The 13251-nt window shown below is 40.0% G+C and carries 10 protein-coding genes; 7 read left to right on the plus strand and 3 right to left on the minus strand.

Annotation, left to right across the window (positions count from 1 at the left end; translation table 11 throughout):
- Nucleotides 1-47: 47 nt before the first annotated feature.
- The 6 genes from ACTJJG_RS05560 to ACTJJG_RS05585 all read left to right on the plus strand — a co-directional run bounded on the left by ACTJJG_RS05560 (nt 48) and on the right by ACTJJG_RS05585 (nt 7429).
- Entirely contained in the window at nt 48-2276 is a 2229-nt protein-coding gene (locus tag ACTJJG_RS05560; protein ID WP_032062879.1) for a primosomal protein N', read from the plus strand.
- 76 nt (nt 2277-2352) lie between these two features.
- Entirely contained in the window at nt 2353-4197 is a 1845-nt protein-coding gene (locus ACTJJG_RS05565; RefSeq protein WP_069120440.1) for a monovalent cation:proton antiporter-2 (CPA2) family protein, read from the plus strand.
- Nucleotides 4198-4360: 163 nt separating this feature from the next.
- On the plus strand, nt 4361-5236 hold the full coding sequence (hslO, locus tag ACTJJG_RS05570) for an Hsp33 family molecular chaperone HslO (RefSeq protein WP_002114728.1): 876 nt from the start codon (nt 4361-4363) through the stop codon (nt 5234-5236).
- Nucleotides 5237-5374: 138 nt separating this feature from the next.
- Nucleotides 5375-5986, plus strand: coding sequence for a LysE family translocator (locus ACTJJG_RS05575; RefSeq protein ID WP_002115157.1), 612 nt, complete (start codon nt 5375-5377; stop codon nt 5984-5986).
- A 145-nt stretch (nt 5987-6131) separates the two neighbouring features.
- On the plus strand, nt 6132-7088 hold the full coding sequence (locus tag ACTJJG_RS05580; RefSeq protein WP_032062877.1) for a DnaJ C-terminal domain-containing protein: 957 nt from the start codon (nt 6132-6134) through the stop codon (nt 7086-7088).
- Nucleotides 7089-7099: 11 nt separating this feature from the next.
- The gene (locus ACTJJG_RS05585) at nt 7100-7429 is read left to right on the plus strand and encodes a chaperone modulator CbpM (RefSeq protein ID WP_002114963.1); all 330 of its coding nucleotides are present in this window, start codon (nt 7100-7102) and stop codon (nt 7427-7429) included.
- A gap of 230 nt (nt 7430-7659) precedes the next feature.
- Here the strand turns inward: ACTJJG_RS05585 and ACTJJG_RS05590 are convergent, their stop codons facing one another.
- The 3 genes from ACTJJG_RS05590 to rpsO form a co-directional block, all read right to left on the minus strand.
- Complete coding sequence (locus ACTJJG_RS05590) at nt 7660-8871, minus strand: magnesium transporter CorA family protein (RefSeq protein ID WP_002114783.1); 1212 nt, start codon at nt 8869-8871, stop codon at nt 7660-7662.
- Between the two features lie 84 nt (nt 8872-8955).
- Nucleotides 8956-11043: a polyribonucleotide nucleotidyltransferase gene (pnp, locus tag ACTJJG_RS05595; protein ID WP_170814194.1), complete on the minus strand. Its 2088-nt coding sequence runs from the start codon at nt 11041-11043 to the stop codon at nt 8956-8958.
- Between the two features lie 257 nt (nt 11044-11300).
- Entirely contained in the window at nt 11301-11570 is a 270-nt protein-coding gene (gene rpsO / locus ACTJJG_RS05600) for a 30S ribosomal protein S15 (protein WP_002114951.1), read from the minus strand.
- Between the two features lie 210 nt (nt 11571-11780).
- Here rpsO and ACTJJG_RS05605 point away from each other — a divergent pair, with 210 nt between their 5' ends.
- Nucleotides 11781-13079 carry a serine hydrolase domain-containing protein gene (locus tag ACTJJG_RS05605; protein ID WP_233752357.1) on the plus strand — a complete coding sequence of 433 codons (1299 nt, stop codon included), beginning with the start codon at nt 11781-11783 and terminating at the stop codon, nt 13077-13079.
- Nucleotides 13080-13251: the final 172 nt, after the last annotated feature.

Here is a 13251-nt window from a genome sequence, read left to right on the forward strand (position 1 = left end):
TCTTCACGACGCTATGCCGTTTTTTAAAATTGACGAAATGAGCCTCTATGACCATAACGCCAAAGCCTGATTCAGTTGTTTATCGTGTGCGTGTAGCCGTACCTGTACATCTGTACGACACTTTTGACTATACACTCACCCAAGCACAATATGAACGGGCTCATGTAGGCTCACGCGTCGCTATTTCATTTGGGCGCCAAAACCTGATTGGCATCATTACTGAAAAAGTTGATCCAAGTGAATCATTTACAGGCACCTTTCAGCTTAAAGCCATTTCTGACCTTTTAGACGAACAGCCTATTTTAGATGAACAAGTTTTAAGTTTATTGACATGGTCGGCTCAGTATTACCAATTTCCAATTGGCGAGGTCATGCAAACCGCCCTACCCGCATTATTGCGTCAGGGCAAACCAATGGATGTTTTGTTCCATCTTTGGAAAATCACGCCATGTGATAATGTTGAAGCACTTCTTAAACGCTCTGTTAAGCAACAAGACGCGTATCAAATTTTAAAGTTACATCCTGCCGGAACTACAGAGAATATTCTTAATCTAAGTGGTGTAGAAACGGCTACGCTTAAAGCACTTCAAAAGAAAGGACTGGTTGACTGTACGCTTGAACCACACGACTTTAGCCCATCGCCTGTTCAATTGGCACAAATGCCGCTCACGCTAAATGAAGACCAAAAGAAAGCAACTCAGCACGTCGTAAACGCGCAGCATCAATACCAAGCCTTTTTATTAGATGGTTTAACAGGAAGTGGTAAAACTGAAGTTTATCTGCACATCATGCACGAGGTTCTAAAGCAAGGTAAACAAGTACTGGTGTTAGTTCCAGAAATTGGTTTAACCCCTCAAACGATTTCTCGTTTTAAGTCTCGTTTTAACTGTGATATTGCTCTATTACACTCAGGCTTAAATGACTCCAAACGCCTACAAGCATGGCAACAGGCCCAGACTGGTAAAGCATCTATTATTTTAGGAACACGCTCTGCGATCTATACGCCACTGCCACGTTTGGGCTTAATCATTTTAGATGAAGAACATGACCTCTCTTATAAACAGCAAGAAGGTTTCCGTTACCATGCACGTGATGTCGCACTGTACCGAGGTCACTTACAAAACTGTCCAGTTATTTTAGGTTCAGCAACACCGAGCATCGATAGTTATTATTTGGTCGAAACTGGTAAATTAACTTCACTGCAACTTAACCAACGTGCAGGCCATGCGCTTTTGCCTAAAATGCATTTGATTGACCTTAAAATTGTCAAAAAGCAACATGGAATTAGCCAACCTCTTATTGAGCAAATCAAGCATACGTTAGCAAGAAAAGAACAGGTTTTAATCTTTTTAAACCGTCGTGGCTATGCACCTGTACTGGTCTGTGAAAGTTGTGGGTGGCAAGCAAATTGTCCACATTGTGATGCACATTTTACGTTGCACACTCAGCCTTATTCTTATTTACACTGCCACCACTGCGGTACTGTTCATCGCTTACCCGATCACTGCCCTGAATGCCAGCAAAAAAGCCTAAAAACCCTAGGTGCTGGAACAGCTAAGGTTGAAGAGCACTTACAAGAACTATTTCCAGACTATGATGTGATTCGGGTTGACCGTGACAGCACCAGTCGTGTCGGTAGCTGGCAAAAAATCTATGATCGGATTCATCAAAACAAACCAACAATTTTGCTTGGCACTCAAATGCTGGCAAAAGGTCATCATTTCCCACACGTGACTTTGGTTGCCATTTTAGATATTGATGCGGGGTTACTTAGTGTCGACATCCGCGCGCCAGAACGTACTGCGCAGTTAATTGTACAAGTCGCTGGACGTGCAGGTCGTGGTGAACACAAAGGCCATGTTTATTTACAGACCTTAAGACCAGATCACCCTTTACTAACCACGCTCATCGAAAAAGATTATCGGGCGGTTGCTAAACAGACTCTTGCGGAACGTAAAGTCGCATTGCTGCCACCTTATCGTTATGCAGTACTGATACGTGCAGAATCTAAAGATCGTGACTATACCTTACATTTTTTAAATGAAGCGGCGGAACAATTACGCCAAATTGCAGGTGAAATTGTTGATATTTGGGGTCCAATTCCAGCACCGATGGAACGTAAAGCTGGGCGCTACCGCGCCCACATGGTGATTTTATCTGCTGACCGTGCTCGCCTACATTTTTACTTAAGGCAATGGTGGTCACAATTGGTTCATGCACCACGGCAGCATCAACTTCGGCTATCAATTGATGTTGATCCGCAAGAATTTAATTAGATGATTTGAATATCATGGTGTGAAGAAGCCTTTTTGGCTTTACACTTAAAAGAGACTAATACATTCGAGGCAATGAATGTCATTCTTACTGCAAGCAACAATTTTTCTTGGAGCTTCTCTGATTTTAGTCCCTCTTGGCAAGCGCCTAGGGATAGCAACAGTTTTAGGTTATTTATTTACAGGAATACTTCTGGGCCCTAGTGTTTTAAATATTGCACATGACCCTGAAGCGATTATGGAACTTGCCGAATTTGGCGTTATCTTATTAATGTTCCTGATTGGTTTAGAGTTACGCCCCCAACGTTTATGGGAAATGCGTGACTCTATTTTTGTAATGGGAAGTCTGCAAGTCCTCACTAGTGGGGCTATTCTTATGCTGATCGTACTATTACTCTTTCAACAGCAGCTTTCTGTCAGCTTTGTGATTGGTTTTGCCCTTGCGCTTTCTTCTACAGCTTTTGTATTACAACTTCTGACCGAAAAGCAGCAACTCAATACGACTTATGGTCAGCAGTCTTTTTCCATTTTACTTTTCCAAGATATAGCGGCTATCCCCTTACTTGCCATTATTCCATTATTGGCAGGAACAGAATCAACCCATCATGGGGTGGCTTATTTTGCGGCTATCATTGCAACATTTACTGGTCTATTTATGTTTAGCCGCTATGTGATGCGTCCCTTCTTCCGCTTTGTTGCTAAAAGTGGAGCGACTGAACTTATTACAGCAGTAGGATTATTTATTATTCTTGCTGTTGTGTTGCTTATGGACACTTTAGGGATTAGCACCACATTAGGTGCATTCCTTACAGGTGTATTATTAGCAGATTCAGAATTTCGCCACGAAGTTGAAGCGAGTATTGCACCGTTTAAAGGTTTATTGCTTGGCTTATTCTTTATGACCGTCGGCATGACTACACAGCTGTCACTACTCATTGAAATGCCTTTGCTTATTATTGGTGGTGCAGTCGGCTTATTACTCATCAAAACGCTGATATTGACCGCCATTGCCCGCTATAAAAAATACAGTTGGAATAACAGTTTACTTTTAGGTACTTGCTTAGCACAAGGCGGAGAATTTGCTTTTGTAATTTTGAGCCTTGCAAAAAGTGAGAAGGTTTTAACTCAAGCTATATTAGAACCAGTGACCCTGATCGTAACGTTGTCGATGGTACTTACTCCAGTAATTTACTGGATTATGGCAACTCAGGTTATTCCTTTGTTTAATAAAGAACGTCCACCTGAGTATGATGAAATTCCTCAGCAGGATAATCCGATTATCATTGCAGGTTTTGGTCGATTTGGACAAATCATCGCGCGTATTGCCCGCCTACAACATTTAGGTTTTACTGCAATCGACAACAATCTTCATCAAGTGGACTTTGTTCGTCGCTACGGCGGCAAGCTCTATTATGGCGATGTGACCCAGCCCGATTTACTGCGCTCTGCCGGTATTGAAAAAGCTAAAGTCTTTATTTTAGCAATCGATGATGTTGAAGACTCCATGAATGTTGCACGTCATCTTAGATTAAATTATCCAAACTTAAAGCTATTAGTCCGTGCTCGTGACCGCCACCATGTCCATCTTTTAAGAGATTTAGGTGTTGAATATATTTGGCGTGAAACGTATTTATCTTCATTAGGTATGGCTTATCGCGCTTTACGAGAACTCGGAATCTCTGATGAACAAGCCTATAACAATATCGAAATCTTTCGGGATTATGATGAGAAATTGCTCATACAGCAGCAAAGTATTTATACTGATGAACAGAAGATTTTTGAAACACATCGTAATGCCTTAGCCGAACTTGAACATTTGTTTGAAAGTGATGCGCAGCAACAGGCTACATCAAAACATGATGTTAATTTAAAGCGTCATTTACAACCAAATCGCATCGACATTACAAGAGATCATCTAGAATAACTTGAGATTTCAGAAAATGGCTATATTAAGGACTTATTCACATTGCCTAAATAATTGGACAATGGGCACAAAGCTGCCCCTGTCCGGCTTGCGGCTTAGCTGCATTTCCTGAGCTTGATTAAAACGAAATAGTTATACTCTGCTTAGGGCCCTGGAGAATATTATGTCTGATTTACGCCAACGCTTTTATATAGAGAACTTTCCAGTACGTGGAGAAGTAGTTCATCTAGAAGAAGCCCTACAAACTATCTTAGCTCAACGTGACTATATGCCTGCGGTTAAAATTCTGCTAGGTGAAATGTTGAGTGCGACTGCATTACTTGCAAGTACACTAAAAATCAAAGGCCGTATCAGCTTGCAAATCCAGGCTAGCGGTACCTTCAAATGGGCGATGGCTGAATGTAACCATTTAGGAGAGGTTCGTGCTTTAGCCGACTATGAAACCGACCCTCGCTTTGTTGAAGCAACAGACAGCAGTACAGTTCTTGGCGCTTTAGTTAATCCGGTTTTATTTATTAATATTGAACCGGAATTTGGCGAACGTTATCAAGGGATCGTGCCGCTTGATCAAGTGACTTTAGCAGGTTGCTTGATGCAATATTATGATTTGTCTGCACAAATTCCAACTCGTATTGTGTTGGCAAGTACAGATAAACGTTCTGGTGGTTTACTGATTCAACTCTTACCACGTCATGATGAAGAAGAGCAAAACTTGGTTGATGAAGATTTATGGCCACGTTTGACAATGTTGACCGAAACATTAAAAGCTGAAGAGCTTACCAATTTAGATGCAAATGAAATCTTATATCGTTTATATAACGAAGAAGAAGTTCGTTTACCAGAAATTGAAGCATTAAAATTTGGCTGTACATGTTCAAAAGAACGCTGTGCAAATGCCCTGATTCAAATTGGTGTAGACGCTGTTCATGAAACCTTAGAACAGCAGAACCCGATTCGTATGGACTGTCAGTTCTGTAATACGCAATATACCTTTACCGCTGAAGAAGCTTTAGCGTTATTTGGTGAACATTTAAGTTAATATTTTAACTTTATAAAAAGGCGGTTATACCGCCTTTTTTATTTAGCTGTATTTTTTGATGATAATTTTCAACATGTTAATTTAAATAGGATAATATAAGACTACTTTATAGCCTAATAAATAAGATGCCTAAATACCATGAATTATTTTGATTATTTTCTCTTTATTTTTAGTGTAGTTATCATGATTGCGACCCCTGGCCCTGTCATGATTTTAGTTGCAAGCGCTGGACTTAAAGGAGGCTATAAAAAAGCACTGGAAACCATTTTTGGTACAAACCTAGCATCCCTTGTTTTAATTTTTATTTCAGTACTGGTTTTAAAAGGAGTACTAAGTGTTAATGATAGTTACCTCAATATCATTCGTATTTTAGGCTGCTTATATATTGGTTATTTAGGTTTTAGTATTCTCAAAGAAGTGATTCAGGCCCCTCATCCAGAAGCGATACAAACAGTTTCAGCACAAAATGGCGGCTTTAAAAAAGGTTTTCTTGTTGGTATTTCAAACCCAAAAGATATTATCTTTTTCTCGGCTTTCTTTCCGCAATTCGTCTCTATTACTCCTCAATTAAATTTAAGTTTAACCCTACTTACGCTGACATGGATCGTTTTAGACTTCCTCACCCTATCTTTGGTTTATATCTTTTTCCGCCGCCTTTCTAACAGTCATTTATATCCAAAAATATTGGGTCTATGTGGTTTATTACTTTTACTGATTGCCCTTTACGGCTTGTATCAGAGCTTTATCTAATTCATTAGAGGTATGGTCTAATTTGTCTATGCCTCTTCCTATTAATTTAATTTCGTAATAGAACAACTCTTATACAATCTAGCTTATTGAAAACTCTAAAAATCGTTTCATAATGAAATAAACAACACCATCGTGATAAAACATTATGGCAAAAAATTATTATGAAGAATTAGGGGTTACACGCAAAGCCTCTGCTGATGAAATTAAAAAAGCTTATCGAAAATTAGCCCGTAAATATCATCCCGACATCAGCAAAGAAAAAGATGCAGAAGAAAAAATGCAGGCCATTAATGTTGCCTACGACACATTAAGCAATGCGGATAAAAAAGCCGAATATGACCAAATGTTAGATCATCCTCAAGGTTTTAATAACTTTGGTCAAGGTGCTGCACAAGGTGGTTTTGATGGAACACAGTTTTATCGTCAAGGTTTTACAGGCGGTGAACAAGCAGACTTTAGCGGTTTTGAAGATTTATTTGGACGCTTTGGTGCAGGCTTTGGCGGTGGCCAACAACAATATCAAAGACAACAACGTAGTTATCGCGGTGAAGATCAACATGCCAGCATAGAGGTTGATCTTGATATTGCCTATCATGGTTCAACCCAGCAAATTACTCTGCAAATTCCAACCATGAATGCTTATGGTGAGCCTGAAGTTCAACGTAAAACTTTACAGGTAAAAATACCAAAAGGCATGAAAGAAGGTCAGCAAATCCGCTTAAGTGGGCAAGGCCAAAGTGGGATTAATGGTGGTGCCAACGGCGATCTTTATATTGAAATCCAGTATAAAGATACAGATCGTGTTCATGTCGAAGGCAGTGACGTATATCTGACTGTAGATGTAGCTCCATGGGAAGCAGCATTAGGCCAAGGTATTGAAGTAAAAACACCAGCAGGATCTTTACATGTAAATTTACCTAAAAATGCAAAACAAGGACAACAGCTACGTTTAAAAGACAAAGGGATACCAAATAAAACGCCAGGGCATCTGTATTTAATTTTAAATATTGTATTCCCGCCTGCAAATTCTGAAAAAGAAAAAGAAGCGTATCAGCAACTGGCAGAAGCATTTGCTTCATTCGAACCTCGTTCATCTCATTAGGGAGCAAGATCATGACAACCATTCACTATCGAGAAATTGTATATGACGGCCATACCTTTAGTGCAGAGGTCGTTGATGAACAATCGACTTTTGATTTACAACAATTTGCCCAAGCTTGCGGCCAAAGTCCTGACTGGATTCTTCAGCTCATTGAATATGATATTTTATCAGTCGAGAACACACCTGAAGCACACCAGTTTATGGGCGAAGATGTCGCACGTGCACGTAAAGCGTATCGTCTACAACGTGACTTTGACGCAAGTTTGGCGGCAGTTGCTGTGATGTTAGATTTGATTGATGAAGTGCAACAACTTAGAAAACAGTTGAAGCATTTTCATTAGATTAGATAGTCACGACGGAGTCCTACTGGCACTCCCTATCTATTTCATCAGTTAATTACGTTACTTTTGTTTTGGCAAAAGTAACCAAAACCATTGTCATCCACAAAACCTGTTCACTACTTTCATTTAAAATATTACTTTGCAAAAACAATAATTTTTAAATTATGGGCAGGTTGTGGATGACGCTTAGCTCAAGCAAATTTGGAAAAAATTCAATAAAAATTGAAGAATTATTTCAACCGAGTAATCTTTTCCACTTCCTTCAAAGTCTGCTTAATCGGTTCATATTCCAAAAACCAGAACAAATTCATCCGATCCTGACGATGTTGTTGAGCCAATAAATCAATCACACTTTTTTCACCGCGCCCTACCAAATGTTGTCGATAGAAGTAATAAAGCAAGAAAATCGTACTTAGCAGCATGACACCCAGCATAATCCAGAAACCTACTGGTGACTTAAGCCCTGGAATAAACTCAAAGTTCATTCCATAAATACCCGTTAAAAGAGTAAGCGGTGCAAATACGGCAGTAATAATGGCAAGAATACGCATATTCTCATTGGTCTGGTTTGCAATTGCTGAGAAGTGCAAATCAATCGCTGACTGAATAGCGCTACGTAAACGTAAAGTATGTTTTTGAATACGTTCGACATGACTCATTAAATCATTCAAACGAACTAACAGAAGATCTTGAGAATTATGTGTCTTCTCACCAATAACATGATGATAGTTTTCTACAATTTCATCTCGAAACTCTTGTAAGGTTTCGATTTGCTCTTCGCATAAATTTTCAACCTGCTGAAAGGCCATGTTTTCATGAAACAGCTGATGCCATTGTTTAAAACGGCGATTACCTTGCAGCAATTGCTGTTGCCAATGCTCGACCCTTCTAGTCAAAGGTGAACGGATATCAAGGTAGCCATCCACCATACTATTAAGCAGTCGTAAACATAAATCTACAGGTGAATTAGGCAGCTTACGGGTTTTGTTTTGTTCTTCCAAAGTTTTACATAAAATATTTTCGAGACGTTGAATATAGTTTTCAATCGACTTATTGCCCTGCTCACGAACACTAATCAGAACTTTAGGAGTAAAAATAAAGCTAATCGGCGTGGTTGCTAGGCCAAATACACTCTCATGGGATTCCCCATTTTTAATTTCATCATCAGGTGTAACGAGCTTTCTAAAAATAAGCAGGTCATATTCTTCAAGCGTATCAAATGCACAAGGGTGCTCAATATTCGCAATATCTCGCATATGAAATTCATTAATAACCACACCTGAAAGCTGCTGAATCTTTTGTTGCCATTCTTCGTTATGGTTCACCACATCAGCTCTGACACTATCAATCCAGAAAAACTCCAGAATGTGTTCATTATGCTGTTCACGGCTTAAAAAGACATAACCGTCAGCTTGATGGCGATAAAAGTAATAAACCTGCATACCACAATGATCTGTTTTTGTATTACTTGCATCATGCCATAAAAAAGTCCGCATCAAGCGGACTTTTTCATGTCACTAGAACAATTATGCTTGTTCAATGTCTTTCATAGTCAATTTGATACGACCACGATTATCAACATCAGCAACTTGTACTTTCACTTCCTGACCTTCTTTAAGAACATCAGTTACGTTCGCAATACGTTCATTTGAAATTTGCGAAATATGAAGAAGACCATCAGTACCTGGCATGATATTTACAAACGCACCGAATTCTACGATACGGATTACTTTACCGTCATAGATCTTACCTGGTTCAACTTCAGCAGTAATTGCTTGAATCTTAGCAATTGCAGCTTTAGCAGCAGCTTTAGTTTCACCAAATACGCGAACTGTACCGTTGTCTTCGATATCAATTGCAGCTTTAGTTTCTTCAGTAATTTGACGGATAGTTGCGCCGCCTTTACCAATAACATCACGGATCTTGTCTGGGTTAATGTTAATCACTTCAAACGTCGGTGCATGAGCACTGATTTCAGCACGAGCACGTGAAATGACTTTATTCATTTCGTTTAGGATGTGCATACGACCAGCAAATGCTTGGTTTAATGCAACTTCCATGATTTCTTCAGTAATACCTTCAATCTTGATGTCCATTTGAAGCGCAGTAATACCGTTTGCAGAACCTGCTACTTTAAAGTCCATATCACCTAAGTGATCTTCATCACCCAAGATGTCAGAAAGTACTGCGAAACGCTCGCCTTCTTTCACTAAGCCCATTGCGATACCCGCAACTGGTGCTTTAAGCGGAACACCTGCATCCATAAGTGATAATGAAGCACCACATACAGAAGCCATTGAAGATGAACCGTTAGATTCAGTAATGTCAGATACAATACGAATTACATACGGGAAGCGGTCAGCAGCAGGAAGAACTGCTTGAACACCACGACGTGCTAAACGACCGTGACCAATTTCACGACGCTTAGGACCAGATTCACGGCCTGTTTCACCTACAGAGTATGCAGGGAAGTTATAGTGCAACATGAAGTTGTCAGTTTTAGTACCAGCAAGGGTATCAACCATTAACGCATCACGAGTATTACCCAAAGTTGTTGTTACTAACGCTTGAGTTTCACCACGTGTAAATAAGGCAGAACCGTGTGCACGATCTAATACGCCAACTTGAACGTCGATAGCACGAACAGTTTTAGTATCACGACCATCAATACGTGGCTTACCTGACAAGATGTTGTCACGTACTGTACGGTATTTAAGGTCTTCGAATAATTCGTTTACTTCATCAGCAATACCAGTTTCGTCATTTTCTGGAACGAACTGAGCTACAGCTTCTGCATAAAGTGCATCAAGTGCTGCGTAACGATCTTGTTTAACCGCAATTGTATATGCTTCAGAAATTTTAGCTTCGAAAGCTGCTTTTAATTGCTCAAGAAGAGCTTCGTTTTTAGTTGGAGCAACCCAAGTTGACTCAACAGCACCAGCAGCGGCAGCAAATTCTTTAATCGCTTGAATTGCAATTTGCATTTCGTCATGACCGAAAAGAACAGCACCCAGCATTTGGTCTTCTGAAAGTTCTTTCGCTTCAGATTCAACCATCAATACAGCAGATTCTGTACCTGCAACCACAAGGTCAAGGTCACTTTCTTTCAACTGTTCGAAGTTCGGGTTAAGAACATATTCACCGTTGATTAAACCAACACGTGCACCACCAATTGGACCACGGAAAGGAGTACCAGCAATAGACAATGCTGCTGATGTACCAAGCATTGCTGCAATGTCAGCATCCATAGTTTTGTCAGAAGAAACAACTGTTGCTGTTACTTGGATTTCGTTGAAGTAACCTTCTGGGAACAACGGACGAATTGGACGGTCAATAAGACGTGAAATTAAAGTTTCAGCTTCAGAAGCACGACCTTCACGCTTACCGTAACCACCAGGGATACGACCAGCTGCATATTGTTTTTCTTGATAGTTCACTGTTAACGGGAAGAAGTCTTGACCCGCTTTTGCTTTAGGCTGAGCAACAACTGCAACTAAAACAGTTACGCCACCCATAGTGATTAAAACTGTGTTTGCTTGACGTGCAACGCGACCCGTTTCTAAAACGACTTGATGTTGACCGAATTGGAATTCTTTACGAACGATATTAAACATTGACATGTATTGTATTTTCCTAATTTTATTCTAGTGAGACCCCTAAGGTTTGGCATTCAGACTACACCGATTGGTAGATAAATGACAAAGCTTAGAAGCCATCACACTAGATCAATTATTTAAAATAAGTTAAACGCAAAGAAGGAGCGCACAAGCGCCCCTTCTAAAAATCACTTAACCTAACATTAAGTGAAACTCTCTTTTCAGCGATAAAGCATTGCGACATGCGAAATAGCGAAAACAAAGTAAAAATCGAATTAACGACGTAAACCTAAAGCACCGATCAAAGCAGTGTAACGACCGTGGTCTTTACCATTTAAGTAGTCGAGCAATTTACGACGTTGGTTAACCATACGGATCAAACCACGACGGCTGTGGTGGTCGTGTTTGTGAGCTTTGAAGTGACCTTGTAAATCATTGATTTGAGCAGTCAATAAAGCTACTTGTACTTCTGGTGAACCAGTGTCATTTTCAGCGCGAGCAAATTTAGCAATGATCTCTGCGCGGTCTGCATTAGTTAAAGCCATTCGATTTCTCCGAGATGCTTAAAAAAGTAAACGATATGAATCAGTTGAGGCAACTGACTGCCGTGCATCACTACAGCAAGTCGCCTATTTTAAGGTATCTATAGGTGGATTGCAAAATAGTTTTCAGTAACTTGTCATTTTAGACACTGACATGAAGACCTTAACCCTGCACACTAGCCTCGAATAAAAAGAAAGAAGCGCGAGGGACGTGTGAAAATTTTTTCAACCAACACTTGTCCAGTACCGGACAATATTGAGCAAGTCATTCGACAAAAAGATGAAGTTGCTGCTGAACAGGGTGGAATGAGTGATCACCAGATTCAAAAAATCTGGAAAAGTATAGAAGCACTATATAAAACCGGAAACTATCCACTCATTACCTTTTGTTTACGCAGGCAAGGTAAAATTTTGCTAAATAGAAGTATTGGATATGCCCAAGGAAACTCTCCGGCAGGACTTCAAGAAAATGCCCTGATTGCAACACCTGATACACCTGTTTGCCTATTTTCAGCATCAAAGATGATCACAGCCATGTTGATTCATCTATTAGATGAAAAAGGCGAAATCAATTTGCTTGATCCTGTGAGCTATTATGTTCCTGAATATGGAGTCAACGGTAAGCGTCGTGCCACGATCTTTCATTTATTAGCACATCGTGGTGGCATTCCTTATATTGATGGCGATGTCACACCAGATTTATTATTTGATAAAGACGAAATTTTAAAACGTTTATATGCTGCCCGACCTGTGTCTCCTGCTGGCAATCACCTTGCCTATCATGCTGTTACGGCAGGTTATATTTTAGGAGAAGTCATTGAACGGGTGACTGGGCAGGATTTACGTGAATTTGTACATCAAACTATCGAAAAACCAATGGGGATGCCTTATTTCAATTATGGCTTAAAACCAGAATACCGTTCAGAAGTCGCCTTAAACTGTGCAACAGGTCTGCACCCACGCCTTGGTACCGATCACTACCTGAATCATGTGTTAGGTGGCGGTTTACAACTTGCAGTTGATGTGACTAACGATAGTCGTTTTATGGACACCATTTGCCCAGCTGGAAACATCTATACCAGTGCAGAACAAGCCGGCCGCTTCTTTGAAATGCTTTTAAGTGGAGGAAGCTACGGCGGTCAGCAAATCTTTAGTGAGAAAACAATTTTCAGAGCAACACTGCCAACTACAGGCGTTAACATTGACCGTACTTTGTTAATTCCAATGCGCTATGCTTTAGGACCAATGTTAGGTAGCAATCCTGTAGGACTTTTTGGCCCAATGACAGGACAAGCATTTGGTCATTTAGGATTCTCTAACATTTTATGTTGGGCTGACCCTGAAAGAGATATCAGTGTTTCCTTATTAACAACTGGTAAATCTGTAGTGGGTACTCACCTACCTGCTTTGGCTAAAGTACTCTATCAAATCTCAACTCAATGTCCACGTATATCGAGAGATCAACGCCGTTCGTTATTTGGTAGTGATTCTCATGAAGCTGACTTAGTGTAGAAACAAATAAAAAACCCAAGCATTTCTGCTTGGGTTTTTTGCGCTGTAGTTTTTGTTTATCGTGTTATTGCTGTTTTTATTGTCGTTGGTGAGATGCTAGTCACATCCTTCTTGTTGTTTTAACTCACTTCCGATGTTTTTGTTTCTATTTCCTTATGTGATGTATTGTGAC

Origin of the sequence: Acinetobacter sp. 22512, assembly GCF_052044755.1 — a bacterium.
In the GTDB taxonomy this organism is placed as follows: domain Bacteria; phylum Pseudomonadota; class Gammaproteobacteria; order Pseudomonadales; family Moraxellaceae; genus Acinetobacter; species Acinetobacter pittii.

Coding starts and splice junctions, on each gene's coding strand:
- ACTJJG_RS05560 (WP_032062879.1), top strand. CDS start 48: ATGACCATAACGCCAAAGCCTGATTCAGTTGTTTATCGTGTGCGTGTA.
- ACTJJG_RS05565 (WP_069120440.1), top strand. CDS start 2,353: ATGTCATTCTTACTGCAAGCAACAATTTTTCTTGGAGCTTCTCTGATT.
- hslO (WP_002114728.1), top strand. CDS start 4,361: ATGTCTGATTTACGCCAACGCTTTTATATAGAGAACTTTCCAGTACGT.
- ACTJJG_RS05575 (WP_002115157.1), top strand. CDS start 5,375: ATGAATTATTTTGATTATTTTCTCTTTATTTTTAGTGTAGTTATCATG.
- ACTJJG_RS05580 (WP_032062877.1), top strand. CDS start 6,132: ATGGCAAAAAATTATTATGAAGAATTAGGGGTTACACGCAAAGCCTCT.
- ACTJJG_RS05585 (WP_002114963.1), top strand. CDS start 7,100: ATGACAACCATTCACTATCGAGAAATTGTATATGACGGCCATACCTTT.
- ACTJJG_RS05590 (WP_002114783.1), bottom strand. CDS start 8,871: ATGCAGGTTTATTACTTTTATCGCCATCAAGCTGACGGTTATGTCTTT.
- pnp (WP_170814194.1), bottom strand. CDS start 11,043: ATGTTTAATATCGTTCGTAAAGAATTCCAATTCGGTCAACATCAAGTC.
- rpsO (WP_002114951.1), bottom strand. CDS start 11,570: ATGGCTTTAACTAATGCAGACCGCGCAGAGATCATTGCTAAATTTGCT.